The organism is Brevibacterium antiquum (genome assembly GCF_016107655.1).
GTDB lineage: Bacteria > Actinomycetota > Actinomycetes > Actinomycetales > Brevibacteriaceae > Brevibacterium > Brevibacterium antiquum.
The window spans coordinates 208,002-223,641 of the sequence record NZ_JABASX010000007.1 but is presented as its reverse complement, the minus strand read 5'-3'; the positions used below and the strand labels follow the sequence as shown (position 1 = coordinate 223,641).

Here is a 15,640-nt window from a genome sequence, read left to right as displayed (position 1 = left end):
GCAGAATGGGGAATTGCGAAGCTGAACTTGAAATTGACTTCATGTTCGATAGCGTAAGACTAGCCGTGTGAGCCGCATCACTTCAAATGGCATCGGCGCCGACCACACGGCCGAGCTACGTATGCGAAGGAGCAGCACCATGGCAGAAGTGCAGACCGTCACCGGCACCATCGACAGCAGCAGCCTCGGCAGGACCCTTGTCCATGAACATGTCTTCGTCCTCAGCGAGGAGATGCGGCAGAACTACGACTCCACATGGGATGAGGAAGAGAAGATCGCGGACGCCGTGACCAAGCTCAACGACCTCAAGAGTGCAGGAATCGACACGATCTTCGACCCCACGGTCGTCGGGCTCGGTCGCTTCATTCCGCGCATCCAAAAAGTCGCCGAGCAGACCGACATCACCATCGTCGTGGCCACCGGCCTCTACACATACACGGACCTGCCACACCGTTTCGATGTCCGCGGACCCGGCCTCCTCATCGATGAACCCGAGCCCCTCGTCGGCCTGTTCGTCAGCGACATCGAGGACGGGATCGCGGGCACCGGCGTCAAGGCGGCGTTCCTCAAATGCGCCATCGAGGCACCGGGGCTGACCACCGGGGTGGAGCGGGCCATGCGCGCGGTCGGACAGGCGAATGCCCAGACGGGCGCCCCGATCACCGTTCACACCAATCCGCACACGGAATCCGGGCTCGTCGCGCAGCAGGTGCTCAAGGAAGAGGGCGCGGATCTGAGCAAGGTGGTCATCGGGCATTCAGGTGATTCGACGGATCTCGACTACCTGATGAAACTGGCTGACAATGGGTCATTTTTGGGCATGGACCGATTCGGCCTCGACGTGTACCTGCCGACGGACAAGCGCATCGACACGATCGTCGAACTTGTCCGCCGCGGCTACGCCGAGAAGATCACTCTGGCTCACGACGCATCGTGCTACATCGACTACCTCTCGCAGGAGGAGAAGACGCAGATCCAGCCCAACTGGCATTTCCGTCACATCCCAGACGACGTCATTCCAATACTGCTGGCGCGCGGCGTGAGCGAGGACGACGTCGACACGATGCTGGTGAAGAATCCACGCCGCTATTTCGAGTGACATTCCCACCGAGCAAAGGACTTCGCATGCCCCCGAACTCCACCACCAGCCTGGATCGCAGCAACCCCAAGTCCCACGCCGGAAAGCACGGACGCCTCCGCGCGGCCGGACTCATCGGCTCATCGATCGAGTGGTACGACTTCTTCCTCTACGGCACCGCCGCCGCCCTCGTCTTCCCACACGTGTTCTTTCCCGATGCGGAAGGCATCAACGGTGTGCTCCTGTCGTTCTCCACCTTTGCCACAGGTTTCATCGCCCGCCCGATCGGCGGTCTGCTCGCCGGCAACTACGGCGACAAGCTCGGCCGCAAACCCATGGTCGTCATCTCTCTGCTGGGAATGGCGATCTTCACGTTCGCCATCGGATGTCTGCCCTCGACCGGGAGCATCGGCCTCGTCGCACCGATTCTGCTCGTGACGTGCCGGTTCCTCCAGGGCATCGCCTGTGGGGCACAGTGGGGTGGCCTTGCGCTCCTGCTCAGCGAATCAGCCGGGCCCAAGCATCGTGCATTCTCGGGCTCGTTCATGCAGGTCGGCGTCCCCTGCGGAGCCTTGCTGGGCAACCTCGTCTTCGTCATCGTCTCTACCTCCATCAGCCATGAGGCCTTCGTCTCGTGGGGATGGCGGGTCCCGTTCTGGGCCACAGCACTGCTCGTGCCGGTTGTCATGTACATCCAGCTCAAGATCGAGGACTCCCCGGAGTTCGAAGCGCTCAAGCACGAAGTCTCGGCGAACAAACCTGCCGTCGTGCGTGCTCCGCTGTGGCAGGCAGTGAAGTCGCAGTGGAAGACGATCCTGCTCGCCTCTGGCACACTGTCGGCCACGAACTGCGTCTTCTACATCACGATCGCCGGCGCCCTGTCCTACGGGACGACGTACCTCGGCATGGATTACAACAGCATGCTCATTGCAGCCATGCTCTCCACTGTGGTCGCGATCCCGGTGACTCTGCTCGGCGGCAGGTTGGCCGACAGGATCGGACGTCGACCGGTCATCATCATCGGCGGAGTCGGGATTCTCATCTGGGCGTTCCCCTACTTCGCCCTCATCAACGCAGCGAACATGGCCATGTTCACGATCGCGGTCAGCGTTGCCGCCATCTTCCAGTCGCTCGTCTATGCTCCGGTCGCCTCGTATTTCGGTGAACTGTTCGCACCGCAGATCCGCTTCTCCTCGGTGTCGCTGGCCTATCAGCTCAACGCGATCATCGTGTCGGGCTCAACACCCATCGTGATGACGTGGCTGATCTCCGAAATGGATGGCTCAACTCTGGGCATCACCCTGTTCGTGTGTGCGATGGCGGTTCTCACGGTCGGGTGTGCCATCGCGCTGAAGGAGACGAACCCCAAGGCAGTCAGGCAGTCCCCGACAGCCGTTCCCGGCGAACATCTGCGTGCCAACAGCGTTGCAGGCTCCGCGGACTGAGAGTTAAAGCCGTCTGAAGAATCAAGACCACTCGAGGACCCAAGCACACATTGAGCGGCAGGGACTTTCCCTGCCATTCAATCGTTTCATCAGCGGCCTGCAGCCGAGGTGCCCTGCAGCTTCGCCTGGTAGCGGCGCATGCCGCGGATCCAGCGATCGTAGTCCGATCCCTTCATGCGGTACATGTCGAGGACCTCGGGATGGGGCAGGATGAGGAAGTTCTCGGCTTCGATGGCGGCCATCACGGTCGTGGCCACCTCGGCAGGCTCAAGGACATTGCCCGCCTCGGCGACTGCTCGCTGTCCGGTCAGGGCTGTGCCGGTGACGTCCCCTGGATCCTCGCCCCACAGGATCTTCGTGTTCACACCCATGGGGGCGAGCACGGACACGCGCAGCCCCTCGTCGCCATAGGTCACGGACAGCCATTCTGCGAAGGCAAGGGCTGCGTGCTTGGTCACCGAGTATCCGGCCGATCCGATCTGAGTGAGCAGTCCCGCCGCCGAGGCGGTGGCGACGAAATATCCTTCCCCACGAGCCGTCCACGTCGGCACAAGGCGTTCGGCTGCGCGGATGTGGGCACGCAGATTGACGTCGATGATCCGGTCCCAGTCATCGTCACCACCGAGACCGGTGACTCCGGTGATCCCGGCATTGGCGAAGTAGAGATCGACCTGGCCAAGTTCGCGCTCGGCCGTGTCCACCAGCTCGGTCACCCCGCTTGCCGAGGAGACATCCCCTATCCAGTGCAGCTGCCCCAGCTGTGCCGCGGTCTCTGCGGCCTCCTCGGCGAGGTCGGCGAGGAGCACTCGCGCCCCGCGCTCATGCAGTGCCGCCGCAACCGCGGCACCGATCCCTCCGGCCGCACCGGTGACTATTGCGTTCCGTCCTTTGAGCTCCATCGTCTCCCTCTCCGCAAAATGACCTCACCTCATTGTGTGCGGGGCCACACCCATCTATAGTTGAACCTGCACTCAGTTTCAAGTAAATAGATCGACGATGATCGGCACCTGACCCAGCGCGGGCCCGGGCCTGCATCGTTGCGATCTGAAGGAGTCTCATGGCCGCGACCCTGCGCACGTCAATCCTCGATCTGCTTGTCCCCTGGGCGGAAGCCATCCCTGATTCCGTCGCAGTGCGCCCTCCCCCTGGCCCCGACCGGGTCTCGCTGTCTCAGCTGCGCTTCCTCGCAGAGATCGGGGCAGCCCGTGATCGCTACCGTGCAGCTGGGCTGTGCCCGGGTGATCGGACAGTGCTCATCGCGCCGTCCTGCCCGGAGTTTCTCATCGAGTTCCTCGGCGCTCATGCCGCCGGGCTGGCTGTCGTGGCCGTCAACCCACTGTCGACGGCCCGGGAGCTCGTGTACATCCTCGAGGACTCAGAAGCCCGTCGCCTCGTGGCCCACCCGGCCATGGCGGAGCCAGGACGACTCGCTGCGGGCGAAAAACACATCGGCTTCGACACCCTGCCGCTGGTCGGCATTGAGGGCCCGATCCTTCAGTTGGGAGATCACGCTGCGGCTGACTTCGATCGTGTCGAGTTCGAGTGGGACGATCTTGCCGCCCTGCTCTACACATCTGGCACCACCGGCAAGCCGAAGGGCGCCATGCTCTCGTTGGGAAATTTCATCGCGACGACGGACATCGTCAAGGAGATGACCCAGACCTCCCCGGAGGACCGCTCCGCGACTGGACTGCCGCTGTTCCATGTCTTCGGACTGGCCGACATGGCACTGCCCGCACTGAGCGCGGGCGCACCTCTCACGCTCTTCCCGCGGTGGGACCCGCAGGCCTTCGTCGACGCTCTGGCGAAGGACGAAATCTCCATCATCTCGGGTGTGCCCACCATGTGGATGTCGGTGCTGACGAATGCTGATGAGGCCGCGACGCCGAACCTGCGTCTCGTGAGCTCGGGCGGAGCCGCGATCGCCGGAGAGGTGATCCGCAAGGTCGAAGCGCGCTTCTCTGCCCCTGTTGCTGAAGGGTACGGGCTGACGGAGACGGCCGGTCTGGGAACGTTCAACCCGCTGTTCGGGACGAGGAAGGTCGGAAGTGTCGGCCTGCCCACCCCCGGTTTCGAGGTGAAGGTCATCGACGTCGACGGCGCATCGCTTCCCGCCGGTGAGGTCGGCGAGGTGGTGCTGCGTGGTCCGGCGGTCATGCTCGGGTATTGGAAGAAACCCGAGGCCACCGCCGAGGTGCTCGATGACGAGGGCTGGTTCCGCACAGGAGATCTTGGCAAGTTGGATGACGACGGGTATCTCTTCATCGTCGATCGGATCAAGGACCTCATCATCCACGGCGGGTACAACATCTACCCGCGTGAGGTGGAAGAGGTCCTCTACGAGATTCCGGGAATCGCTCAGGCCAGCGTGGTCGGAACACCGGATGAGAAGTACGGACAACAGGTCACCGCTGTCATCGCCCTATCCCCCGGCGCCCACCTCGACGCGGCAGAGGTGGAAAGGTTCGCCCGAGAGAATCTGGCCGCCTACAAGATCCCGCGGATCATCGAGTTCGTAGAGGAGCTGCCGAAGGGACCCAGCGGCAAGATCCTCAAGCGGGAGATCGTGAAGATGTACACGAGGGCGACTTGATTGCAGGCGCCGAAATAGCAAAGCCGCAAGGCCAGGCGACAATCGATCTCCTCGACGAGGGGATGACCCAGAAGCAGGTCTGCGCCGACCTCGGTATCTCCAAATCAGCCCTCCAAGCCTAGGTGCTATGATCCCACCCCTCTCATCCGTAAGAAGACACCCGATGCCGTGTGGTGGAGGAAGCGAGTTCAGACAACTTCTTCAGCTGGTTCAGGCATCACAGAGGGCCGCGGCCGGTTCACTCGGATGGCAAACTCGACGACGGCCAGCACGACGAGGTTGACGGCCAGACCGCTGATCCCTTCGTTGATGTTCGGGCCGTGGATCGGCGAGAAGGTGAACAACAGGACGATGAACAGCCCCGAGCACAGGCCGCTGATGACCGAAGCCTTGTGCAGCGTGATCTTGGGGATCACCGCGCCGAGGATGCCCGGGACCATCTGTGTCGAACCGCTGAACGTCAGGAGGAGCATCATGCCCAGCAGGCTCGGCATCGTCAGCGCGAGGAGGAGGGCGCCGAGCCCGAAGACGATGACGAAGATTCGGTTGTAGGCGATCTTCTTGCTGTCGTCCTTGATCATGAAGACGTTCTGCACGGCCAACGGCGCGATGGCGTTGAGCAGAGCGGCTCCGGGAACCATCGCCGTCGATGCCGCGGCGACGAGGACGATGCCGGTCAACCAGTCGGGCAGCGAAGCTGCCGCCATCTTCAGCATGGCCAGATCGCCATCCTGGCTGAGGCCGAACGCGAGGATCGCAGTGTAGCCCAGCAGCATCGGGATGCAGGCGAGCATGTTGTAGACGGGCAGATAGATGAGGTTCCGGCGCACGACTTTCTCGCTCCGTCCCGACAGCAGTGCAGGCCAGGTGTGGGGCAGTGAGTAGAACATCACACCGATCATGCTGATCGCCATGCTCGAGACGACCCAAGCGACGCCCGTCTCACCTGGTTGCACCGAGAGAAGCTCGGGCATGGAGTCGATAACCTCCTCGACACCGAAATCGAGTCCACCGCGGAAGTGGAAGGGAATGATGAAGGTCAGGCCCAGGACGACGACGATCATCAGCACGTCTTTGAGGTAGGACGTCAGCGCAACTCCCCGGATTCCCGACCACAGCACGAAGCCGATGACGAGGACGAAAGAGAGGACGATCGCGTAGTTCTCGTTGATCTCACCGCCGGTCGCGACCGAGATGACGATGCCGAGTCCGGTGATCTGCAACTGAAGATAGGGCAGGAGGAAGAGGATACCGAAGAAGGCCGTGAGCCAGCCGAGCGTGGGACTGTTGTAGCTGCCGCGGAGGAAATCCGCCTGCGTGAGGTAGCCCATCTCCTTCGCCTTGCGCCAGAGTTTCGGGCCGACCCAGTACATCGCAATATAGGCGAGGGGGACATAGGGGATCGAGTAGAAGGCCGAGGCACCGATGGAGACGACGAGGCCGACGGTGCCGAGGAAGGTGAACGTGGTGAAGGTCTCTCCTGCTTGGAGGACCCAGGCCGTGAGGACACCGTAGTTGCGTCCGCCGACGGTCCACTCCTCGAGGTTCTTGACAGGACCCCGTCTTCCGATGAAGCCGAAGGAGGCGATGAGGACCATGCCCAGCACTCCGATGATGACTGTGGTGCTCATTCCTCTTCACCTCCGAGATCGCGGCGGGTCTTCTCGAAGTACATGAGGACCGCGGTGACCGGGATCGTGCTGAAGAGAACGAGCCAGACGAAGATCGACGGCATACCGAACCACAGGTGCGGGCCGTTGATGAACGGCAACCAGGTGAGCAGGAAGACTCCGATGAACGGAATCGAGCCGATGAGCCAATATTTCACAGTTGAACTCCTTTGTTCAGTTCAGTCCGCCTGCGAATGCTGACGGTTCGTGCGGAAGCTGCGCCGAGCCTCCTCGTCGGTGGCGACGTCGATGATCGTCCACGCCATGGACAGTCCGCCTTCGATCACCGCACGATCTGCGGACGCGCTGACGCAGTGCGCGGCGAATTCGGGCTGGTGGTTGACCGCTGTTCCGCAGTCGATGTCGAGCATCGGGTGGATGGCAGGAACGATGCGCGAGACGTTCGCCATATCCGTTGAGCCGACCGGTGAGGTGTCGTCCTCGTGGTCGAAGACACGCCCCAAGGATTCGGCATTTGCCCGGTAGAGGTCGGAGAGGACGTCGTTGTTGTTGAATTCCGAATAGGCCGGAGCTTCGCTGCTGGCCTCGAACGTGCAGCCAGTCGCCGTCGCCGCGCCCTCGACGCAGGCGCGGATGCGCTGTTCGAGGCGGTCGAGGGTCTCGAGCTTCGGAGACCGGAAGTTGAACACCAGTTCGGTGTAGGCGGGGATGACGTTGGCCGCCTCGCCGCCGTGGGAGACGATGCTGTGAACCTGGTCGCCGGGATGCAGCTGCTGACGCAGCAGACCGACGGCCACCTGGGCCACGGTCACCGCGTCTCCGGCGTTGATGCCCTCATAGGGGGCCGCCGAGGCATGGGCATTCTTGCCGAGGAAGCGCACCCGCAGATCCCCGATCGCCAGGCAGTGCGAGCGGGACTGCTCCCGGTTCGAGGGATGAACCATCATCGCCAGATCGAGCCCATCGAACTCTCCGGCCTCGAGGAGGACGACTTTGCCCCCACCGTTCTCTTCGGCCGGTGTGCCGAAGACGACGAGCTTGATGCCCAGCTGATCGACCAGCGGGGCCAGCCCGAAGGCCGCGGTCATCCCGGCGGCTGCGATGACGTTGTGTCCGCAGGCGTGTCCGATTCCCGGCAGGGCGTCGTATTCGACGCAGACGCCGACGACCAGCGGACCCTCACCGATAGTGGCCCGGAAAGCCGTGGGCATCTGAGCCAGTCCGCGTTCGAGGGTGAATCCCCGCTGTTCGAGTTCGGTGCTCAGCAGCCGGCAGGCCCTGTGCTCCTCGAACCCGAGCTCCGGGTCGGCGTGGATCTTGTGGCTGAGCCCGAGAAGGACCTCCTCCGTAGCCTCGACGTTGCGCCGGCATATTTCCTTGATCGTCATCGATCTCCTAACTGAATCGCCGTTCAACATAAAATAACACTATTGATGCCCGTGACCCGCACAGCTGCGATCGGGGTTGAGGGTCTTCGCCGCGATGTCGACGCGGTTGAGACCCTGTTCGCCCTGCTCACCACCGGTGGCGCCCGTGTCGTGGACGATCTGTCCGCCGACGATGGTGAGATCGGCGCGCTGTTCGAGCAGCGCCGACGGGTCGAGCCGGTAGAGATCGGCCGACCAGGCGACAAGGTCGGCGACGGCGCCAGGTCGGATGACGCCGAGGCGGTCCTCGGCATGCCAGGCCCATGCGCCCTCTCTCGTGTAGCCGAAGAGCGCCTGGTCGAGGGTGATGATCTCATCGGGCGTCCACGAACTGGATCCATCGAGGCCGGCGCGGGTCAGGGCGGAGTAGATGCCGACCAACGGGTCCATCTCCCCCACCTGCCAGTCGCTGGACAGGGCCACATGCGCCCCGCTGTCCATGAGTGATTTCACGCGCCAGGCGCGGTCCCAGCGCTGCTGGCCCACATTGTCCATCCACGTGCCCTCGATGAGGTCCGGGGAGGCGTGGCGAGGCTGCATTGCGGCCGTGATGCCGAGATCGGCGAACCGCGGCAGATCGGCCGGGTCGAGGCATTCGACGTGGACGATCCCGTGCCGGCGGTCACGAGTGCCGTTGGTCGCCTGTGCCGCGTCGATGGCATCCAGGGCCAGCCGGACTCCCCCGTCGCCGGTGGCGTGGGTGTGAGTCTGGAAGCCGAGCCGGTCGAGTTCAGTGACGATCTTCGTCAGTTCTCCGATCGGGGCGGAGGGGTGTCCGCGGTGGCCGGGACGGTTGGCGTAGTCGGCGAGCATCCAGGCCGTATGCGGTTCGATGACGTCATCAGCATAGAGTTTGATCGGCCCGAACTGCAGCCGGTCGCTGCGCGGGGCGTCATCGACGGCCGTGCGCAGCTCCTGCCGGAACTCGGGTGCGGAGTCGACAGGGTGGAACAGGGCGGCGATGACGCGGGAGGACAGCCGGTCTTCGCGCAGGGCACGTTCGAACAGGCCGATCTCGGCCACGGGCACCTGCGGTTCGACGACGGTGGTGATGCCTGAACGGGTGGCCATATCGAGACTGCCCAGGATCTTCTTGTAGCGGCGCTCAGGCGAGTACATCGGGATATCACGCTGAAGAGCGGCCAGACCCGCGCTCGTCATCGCCGAGGTGTAGAAGTCGGTGACCCAGCCCGTGGCCCGTCCCGAGGAGTCGCGTTCGGCCCGTCCCCAGGCGATGTCCGCACCATCGTGGATGCCGAGGATGGTCAGGGCCGCGTCGTTGAGCCACACGGAGTGCTGGTCGTAGGTGGTGACGAAGATGGGACGGTCGGTCAGCCCGGCCAGGTCATCGGCGTTGGGGCGGCGGTCGTCGACGATCGAGTAGACGGCGTTTTCCGCACACACCCAATCGAGGTCGGGGCGTTCGGCGGCGAGGCGGCTGATGCGCGAACGCACCTCGGCCAGGGTCTCAGCCCCTTCGAGGCTGACGGCATCGGAGTCGAAGCCGAGCAGCAGGTGGTTGTGGCTGTCGATGATGCCGGGGGTGAGGAGATTGCTGCCGAGGCGGCGGGTCTCCTTCGCTGCGGGAGCGTCCGCGGCAGCCCCGACGTAGGCGATGCGTCCGCCGGTGATTCCGACGGCTTCGGCCCAGGGCCGTTTCGGGTCGAAGGTGCGCACGCGGGCGTCGGTGAGCAGCAGATCAAGCATGGGGATCTCCAGACGTCGTTGTCTTAGGGGGCGGGCAGGTCGGTGTTCAGGCCCGAAGGACCCGGAAGCTGTCGACGCTCGAGGTCACGGCTCCGCGGACGAAGCCGGACGGGGAGGCCGCGATCGCGGTGAGGAAGTCGCGGGCCTCGGCGGTGATCTCCTCACCGGGCATGACGTTGGGAACACCCGGAGGGTAGGCGGCCAGGGAATCCGCGGAGATCCGGCCCACGGCCTCGGCAGCAGGCACGATCTCGGTGGCCGCGAAGTATCCCTCACGCGGGCGCACACGCATCCGTCCGGGGGCGGGCAGCTCCGGGAAGTCCGTCTGCGCGCCTCCGCTCACCGCCTCGGCCCGGCCCTCGGGCGAGTCGATGACCGCGATGAGGGTGGCGAAGACAGCGTCGACGTCGGGGGACTTGCCCGCGCCGATGACGGCGACCAGGGTGGTGTCGGTCGACATCTCGAAGTACAGGTCGTGCTCGGTGATGAGCCTGTCGCGGACCCAGTGGGCGCTGATGCCGGTGGCGGACAGGTCGATGGGCACGCGCAGCAGATCGGTCTCGGCGATGTCGGCGAAATCGTCGAAGCCCTCGCCAAGGTCGGCGAAGCGCTCATCGGTCTCCAGCAGCTCACGGAAGCGCAGCGCGGTGTCGATCGAGCGGCCGATCCTGTCCTCACCGGTGGCCAGGGCGCGCCGGGCGATGTCGAGCGAGCCCATGAGCAGTGCCGAGGAGGAGGTCGAGGCCGTCATCGTCATCGCGCGGGTGATGAGGGGCTCGAGCGCCTCGGCGAACGGGCCCTCGCCGAGGTGGAGCATCGCCGACTGGGTGAGCGAGCCGGCGAGCTTGTGGGTGCTCGAGACGACGAGGTCGGCGCCGAGGCGGGTCGGGGATTCGGGCAGGCTCGGGTGGAATCCGAAGTGCGGCCCCCAGGCGCCGTCGACGATGAGCGGCGCCTCGTGAGCGTGGGCGACCTCGGACAGACCGCGGACATCGGCAACGGAGCCGAAGTAGCTCGGCGAGACGATGTAGACCGCCGAGGCGGGGCGGCCCTCGTCCTCGGCCAGACCGAGGGCCGCGTCGAGGGCCGCGACGGACACGCCGTGAGCGATCCCGTTTACGGCGTCGACGGAAGGGAGGACGTAGCTGGGGTGGAGCCCGGCGAGCACGACGCCGTCGCTGAAGCTCGAGTGGGCGCTGCGCTGGGCGATGACGTTCTCGCCGAGACCGGCGACGGCGAGCGCGACGGTGCGGTTGGCCTGGGAGGCGCCGTTGGTGAGGAACCAGGTGCGGCGGGCTCCCCAGGCGTCGGCGGCCAGGGCGAGTGAGTCGGAGAACGGGGAGTCGTCCTCGAGGTCGATGCCCTCGAGCAGCATGGGCACGTCGAGGCTGACGGCTTTCTCGCCGATGAAGTCGGTGAGCATGTCGCTGATGCCGTCATCGGTGCCGCCGTGGCCGGGGACCATGAGCTTGATCGAATCGCGGGAGGCCAGAGCTCTCAGAGCGTCGGAATAGGGGGACCGATCCTGGTTGAGGCGATAACGTCTGAGGCGATTCTGCGGGGCTGAAGTGTCCGTGAGCGATTCCAACATAGGGCTATCGTTGCGCATCAGATCCGCGGGAGGAATCCCCCAGATCCCTGGTTCGCTCCATATGCTGTATGGAACGAAGGGCTCGAACCGCGTAGGATCGGGGCATGCTCGATCTTCGTCAGATGCAGGCCCTGACCGCAGTGGCCCAGACGGGTTCGGTGGCGCGAGCTGCCAAACAGCTGGCCTGGAGCCAGCCTTCGGTCGACTACCATCTGCGCAATCTCGATCGCCTCTGCGGCACTCCCCTCGTCAAGCGTTCGACGCGTGGTTCGTCACTGACAGCGGCCGGTGAGATCATGCTCGATCGGGCCCAGCGGATCCTCACACTCTCCCAGCGCGCCCTGCACGATGTGCAGGCGCATGCGCAGAGCGGTCTGACGCGGATGAAGTTCGGCACCTTCCCCACAGCCGCCTCGGCGCTGCTGCCTTCGATCGTCAAGAAGTCGAAGCTTGCCGGTCTGCACATCGACAGCACGCTCGAGGAGATCTACCAGCTCGTCGCACATGTCAACCAGCACGAGTACGACGCTGTCCTGCTCTATTCGGTGCCCGGCTACGATCTGCCCTTCACGCCGACGGTGACCACGACCGAGGTGTTCCGTGAGCCGATGCAGCTGGCGCTGCCGGCCTCCCACCCTCTGGCGCGCCGGGAGTCGATCGATGTGGAGACCCTGGTCGGGCTGCAGGACGAGAACTGGCTGCTCGGCGCGACCCGGGACGATCCCATCGACACGGTCGTCGTCGATGCATTCAAGGCGGCCGGTCATCAGCTCGAGGTCAAGTTCCGCACCGACGACTACTCGGTGATGCTGGGCATGATCGCCGCGGAGATGGTTGTCGGTCTCGTCCCGCTGCTGGCTTCGATGGGCCACCGCCCGGGAGTGGCGCTGTTGCCCATCGACGATCCGGCCTTCTCCCGCTCCCTTCTGCTGGCCACCCCGCACAGCCCGAAGGGCTCCGAGCTCGCGGCGAACACACGCAAGCTTTCCAGCATCATCACTGAGTGCACCAGCTTGATCGGCGATACCTCGGTCCACCGATCTGGACGGTAGTCCTTGTGATCGCCGGAGGAAGCTTCAGCCGGTCACGAGCTGAGGGTCTCAACCTCACACCCACCGGTACTCATACTCCGGGCGCCCTGGAGTCCCATGTCGCGGTTGCTTGACCGCCTGCTTCGTCTTGACCAGATGCTCCAGATACCGGCGCACCGTCACGCGTGAGAGATCCAATGCTGTCGCGACCTCGGTGGCCGACACAGCAGAGTCAGCATCCCGTACGACACCAGAGATCGCGGCCAGTGTCTCCTCGATCAGGCCCTTGGGCAGCCGTTCCGAGGACACCGAGCGCAATGCGCTGAGTGCATTGTCGACCGAGGCCTGAGTGGCCAGGGAGCCCGCACCAGCCCCGGTGAGGTTGAGCCGGAACGCCCGCTGGTTCTCCAGCTTCTCCCGGAAGGCGGCGAAGGTGAAGGGTTTGATGAGGTACTGCGTGATCCCCGTCGAGATCGCGGACCTGATGACCTGCAGGTGGCGCACCGCGGTGATCGCGATGATGTCGGCCCCGTGACCGCGCGTGTTCATGCGCTTGGCCACGTCGAGACCGTGGGAGTCCGTGAGATTCATGTCGAGCAGCACAATGTCGACCGGGGTGCCCGCAGCCGCCAGCGCATCGTAGCGGGCGAGCGCCTCGTGTCCGCTGAGGCAGATGGCTGCGACGGTGAAGCCGGGGACCTTGCGGACATAGTCCCCGTGCGCCTCGGCGGTCATCGGATCGTCTTCGACGATGAGCACCCGCAGCTCGGCATCAGTGCCGGTCATCGTCACCCTCCCGTCCGTGTCCGGAGCCGTCTTCCGCCGCAACGTCGCCACCCTCGCCGAGGTTGTCCTCCGTCAGTGGCAACGTCACTGTGAAGATCGCGCCCCCGTCGGATTCGACCTCGAGATCTCCGCCGAGTCTCGTCACAGCCTGACGCACCAGCACCAATCCGAAGCCGCGCCCACCGGATCCAGCCGGAGCAGCCTTGTCAGAGGCGCCGAGGTGGAAGATCGCGTCGATCTCCGTGCCCTCGATGCCCGGGCCCGAGTCCGCGATCGTGATGATGAGTTCGCCGTCAGCGGCCACGAAATCGGCCCAGACGTGTCTCTCCTCGGACTCCACCGCCGCGTCGAAGGCGTTGTCGAGGAGGTTGCCGGCCACGGTGACGAGATCACGCGCGTCGAGGCTGGCGGGTGGCAGCTCACCCGTGGCGGTGACGGTGAGTTCGATCCCGCGCTCGTTGGCCTGCGCGGCCTTGCCGATCATGAGTGCGGTGATGAAGGGTTCGTCGAGGGAGTCGACGAAGGAGTCGGTCAGCCGCTGTGATTCCTGCCGGTCGCGGACCGCGAAGTCCAGCGCCTCCCGCGTGCGCCCCAGCTCGATCAGGGTCGCCACTGTGTGCAGACGGTTCGAATGCTCGTGGGTCTGGGCCCGCAGCGCCTCGGACAGGGTCCGCATCGTCTCGAGCTCACCGGTGAGTTCCTGAATGTCCGTGCGATCGCGCAGGGTCGCCACCGTTCCCCCAGAACCAGCACCGCCCCCGCTGACCCCGCCACGATCCGGTTGGCTCGCCTGCTTCTGGTTGACCACCAGCACCCGGTCACGGGTCAGATGGATCTCATCGACGGCATCCCGACCGGAGGACAATAGGGATGACACGGACGAGGGCAGGGCCACCTCGGCGAGGGGAATCGGATCGCGATCATCAGGGTCGGGCAGACCCAACAGCTCCGCAGCCTCATCGTTGTAGAGGACCAGCCGCCCGTCATCGTCGACGAGGATGAGCCCCTCGCGCAGCGAATGCAGCGCAGAGTCGTAGAACGCGAAGAGGCTTTTGAGCTGCTCGGGCCCGTAGCCCAGGGTGACTCGGCGCAGGTAGCGGCTGAGGACCCAGGAGCCGAGCCCACCGAGGGCGATCGCGGCGAGTCCGACGATGATGATCTGCGGGAGCGCGGCAGCCCGAGCCACCGACAGCGTCTTCAGCGTCACCCCGACCGCGACCATCGCGGTGACCTCACCGGATGAGTCGGTGATGGGCACAATCGCCCGCACCGACTCCCCCAGCGTCCCAACGTATTCCTCGACCTCACTCTCCCCGGACAGTGCCTGGTCGATGCTGCCGATATAGGCCTTGCCCAGCTGCTGAGGGTCCGGGTGTGTGTAGCGGGTGCGGTCGCGGTCCATGATCGTCACGAAGTCGACATCGGCGGTGGAGATGACGGTCAGCGCATAGGGCTGGAGCTTTGCCGAGGCATCAGTATCACCCGAGGCGTCGACGGATTCGATGACGAAGGGGTCATGGGCCAGGGTCTCGGCGATGGAGAGCACCCGCTCCGACGTCGACTGCCGGGCCGAGGCCAGAGTCGAGACGTAGCTGGTGATGGACAGTGCCGCGCAGACGATGACGATGAGCGCCAGCTGCATGAAGAAGAGCCGCCGGGCCAAGGTGCCGCTGCGCCGCCGGGTACGGACTCGCGGCCCGGATGCCTTCACACGCCTACTTCTTATTCTTCTTGGTCTTCTTCTTTTTCTTGTCTCCGGCCGTGAACATCAGAGCCAATCCGATCGCGGCCAGCCAGGTGTCCTTGGCCACGGGGATGCCGTCCTCGGAGGGGCGGATGCCGTCGTCTTGGGTCATGGAGTCAATGGAGAAGTAGTTCGCGACCAATCCGGCGGAGAACGTCGTCAGAGCGGCTCCGGCGAGGCGGGTGGGAACGAAGGGCAGCAGCAGTGCGGCACCGACGGCGATCTCACCGTAGGACAGGAACTTCCCGAACTGGGCAGGGGTCATCTCCTCAACGAAGGGGACACCATTGGCGGCCATCTGCTGCAGGCCAGCGGCCGACTCTTCATCCATGCCGAGCTTGCCGATTCCGGAGTTGAGAATGAACGCACCGGGAACGGCGCGCAGAAGTGCTGTATCGAGTTTCATGAGCTATCCCTTCATATCGTCAAGGCTCGCGGCCACCTAGTCATGACCTGCACGCCCCAGACTAGCCGACCTGCCGACTGTGTCCATGAACACTATGAACACAACCGAGACAGCCGTCACAGTCCGTGGAAAACTCAGTGAGAAATTCTTCGCGACCAGACATCGCGAGCACCACCACTCAAGGAGGAGACCGTGGCAACG

13 protein-coding genes are annotated in these 15,640 nt (G+C 64.6%); 4 read left to right on the top strand and 9 right to left on the bottom strand.

What is annotated here, in order from left to right; translation table 11 throughout:
• Positions 1–139: 139 nt before the first annotated feature.
• The gene (locus JFC13_RS13415; RefSeq protein WP_198397575.1) at positions 140–1,099 is read left to right on the top strand and encodes a phosphotriesterase family protein; all 960 of its coding nucleotides are present in this window, start codon (positions 140–142) and stop codon (positions 1,097–1,099) included.
• 26 nt (positions 1,100–1,125) lie between these two features.
• Positions 1,126–2,523: an MFS transporter gene (locus tag JFC13_RS13410; protein ID WP_198397574.1), complete on the top strand. Its 1,398-nt coding sequence runs from the start codon at positions 1,126–1,128 to the stop codon at positions 2,521–2,523.
• An 89-nt stretch (positions 2,524–2,612) separates the two neighbouring features.
• Here JFC13_RS13410 and JFC13_RS13405 read toward each other — a convergent pair whose 3' ends face one another.
• Positions 2,613–3,422, bottom strand: coding sequence for an SDR family oxidoreductase (locus JFC13_RS13405; RefSeq protein WP_198397573.1), 810 nt, complete (start codon positions 3,420–3,422; stop codon positions 2,613–2,615).
• 158 nt (positions 3,423–3,580) lie between these two features.
• On the opposite strand from JFC13_RS13405, the gene JFC13_RS13400 reads away from it, so the two are divergent.
• Positions 3,581–5,116 (top strand): class I adenylate-forming enzyme family protein, encoded by a 1,536-nt coding sequence (locus JFC13_RS13400; protein WP_198397572.1) that lies wholly within the window; start codon positions 3,581–3,583, stop codon positions 5,114–5,116.
• Between the two features lie 188 nt (positions 5,117–5,304).
• On the opposite strand, the gene JFC13_RS13395 is transcribed toward JFC13_RS13400, so the two are convergent.
• Genes JFC13_RS13395 through JFC13_RS13375 form a run of 5 tightly spaced genes read right to left on the bottom strand, consistent with a single transcriptional unit; the run spans position 5,305 to position 11,472 of the window.
• A complete protein-coding gene (locus tag JFC13_RS13395) occupies positions 5,305–6,747 on the bottom strand; it encodes a sodium:solute symporter family protein (protein ID WP_198397571.1) in 1,443 nt (480 codons plus the stop codon).
• The gene (locus JFC13_RS13390; RefSeq protein WP_198397570.1) at positions 6,744–6,944 is read right to left on the bottom strand and encodes a hypothetical protein; all 201 of its coding nucleotides are present in this window, start codon (positions 6,942–6,944) and stop codon (positions 6,744–6,746) included. Before JFC13_RS13390 ends, JFC13_RS13395 begins: the two co-directional genes overlap by 4 nt.
• Positions 6,945–6,965: 21 nt before the next feature.
• Positions 6,966–8,135 carry a M20 family metallopeptidase gene (locus JFC13_RS13385; RefSeq protein ID WP_198397569.1) on the bottom strand — a complete coding sequence of 390 codons (1,170 nt, stop codon included), beginning with the start codon at positions 8,133–8,135 and terminating at the stop codon, positions 6,966–6,968.
• Between the two features lie 39 nt (positions 8,136–8,174).
• Positions 8,175–9,881: an amidohydrolase gene (locus JFC13_RS13380; RefSeq protein WP_198397568.1), complete on the bottom strand. Its 1,707-nt coding sequence runs from the start codon at positions 9,879–9,881 to the stop codon at positions 8,175–8,177.
• 46 nt (positions 9,882–9,927) lie between these two features.
• On the bottom strand, positions 9,928–11,472 hold the full coding sequence (locus tag JFC13_RS13375) for an aminotransferase class I/II-fold pyridoxal phosphate-dependent enzyme (protein ID WP_232488595.1): 1,545 nt from the start codon (positions 11,470–11,472) through the stop codon (positions 9,928–9,930).
• Positions 11,473–11,576: 104 nt separating this feature from the next.
• Between JFC13_RS13375 and JFC13_RS13370 the strand changes: the two genes are divergently transcribed.
• Positions 11,577–12,524: a LysR family transcriptional regulator gene (locus JFC13_RS13370; protein ID WP_198397566.1), complete on the top strand. Its 948-nt coding sequence runs from the start codon at positions 11,577–11,579 to the stop codon at positions 12,522–12,524.
• 54 nt (positions 12,525–12,578) lie between these two features.
• Here JFC13_RS13370 and JFC13_RS13365 read toward each other — a convergent pair whose 3' ends face one another.
• Genes JFC13_RS13365 through JFC13_RS13355 form a run of 3 tightly spaced genes read right to left on the bottom strand, consistent with a single transcriptional unit; the run spans position 12,579 to position 15,439 of the window.
• Complete coding sequence (locus tag JFC13_RS13365; protein WP_198397565.1) at positions 12,579–13,289, bottom strand: response regulator; 711 nt, start codon at positions 13,287–13,289, stop codon at positions 12,579–12,581.
• Positions 13,276–15,000: a sensor histidine kinase gene (locus JFC13_RS13360; RefSeq protein WP_332839412.1), complete on the bottom strand. Its 1,725-nt coding sequence runs from the start codon at positions 14,998–15,000 to the stop codon at positions 13,276–13,278. Before JFC13_RS13360 ends, JFC13_RS13365 begins: the two co-directional genes overlap by 14 nt.
• Before the next feature lie 4 nt (positions 15,001–15,004).
• Entirely contained in the window at positions 15,005–15,439 is a 435-nt protein-coding gene (locus JFC13_RS13355; RefSeq protein WP_198397564.1) for a hypothetical protein, read from the bottom strand.
• Positions 15,440–15,640 lie beyond the last annotated feature (201 nt).

What these genes read in the sequence shown, in the direction of transcription:
- JFC13_RS13415 (WP_198397575.1), top strand. Translation starts at nt 140, where the DNA reads ATGGCAGAAGTGCAGACCGTCACCGGCACCATCGACAGCAGCAGCCTC.
- JFC13_RS13410 (WP_198397574.1), top strand. Translation starts at nt 1,126, where the DNA reads ATGCCCCCGAACTCCACCACCAGCCTGGATCGCAGCAACCCCAAGTCC.
- JFC13_RS13405 (WP_198397573.1), bottom strand. Translation starts at nt 3,422, where the DNA reads ATGGAGCTCAAAGGACGGAACGCAATAGTCACCGGTGCGGCCGGAGGG.
- JFC13_RS13400 (WP_198397572.1), top strand. Translation starts at nt 3,581, where the DNA reads ATGGCCGCGACCCTGCGCACGTCAATCCTCGATCTGCTTGTCCCCTGG.
- JFC13_RS13395 (WP_198397571.1), bottom strand. Translation starts at nt 6,747, where the DNA reads ATGAGCACCACAGTCATCATCGGAGTGCTGGGCATGGTCCTCATCGCC.
- JFC13_RS13385 (WP_198397569.1), bottom strand. Translation starts at nt 8,135, where the DNA reads ATGACGATCAAGGAAATATGCCGGCGCAACGTCGAGGCTACGGAGGAG.
- JFC13_RS13380 (WP_198397568.1), bottom strand. Translation starts at nt 9,881, where the DNA reads ATGCTTGATCTGCTGCTCACCGACGCCCGCGTGCGCACCTTCGACCCG.
- JFC13_RS13375 (WP_232488595.1), bottom strand. Translation starts at nt 11,472, where the DNA reads ATGTTGGAATCGCTCACGGACACTTCAGCCCCGCAGAATCGCCTCAGA.
- JFC13_RS13370 (WP_198397566.1), top strand. Translation starts at nt 11,577, where the DNA reads ATGCTCGATCTTCGTCAGATGCAGGCCCTGACCGCAGTGGCCCAGACG.
- JFC13_RS13365 (WP_198397565.1), bottom strand. Translation starts at nt 13,289, where the DNA reads ATGACCGGCACTGATGCCGAGCTGCGGGTGCTCATCGTCGAAGACGAT.
- JFC13_RS13355 (WP_198397564.1), bottom strand. Translation starts at nt 15,439, where the DNA reads ATGAAACTCGATACAGCACTTCTGCGCGCCGTTCCCGGTGCGTTCATT.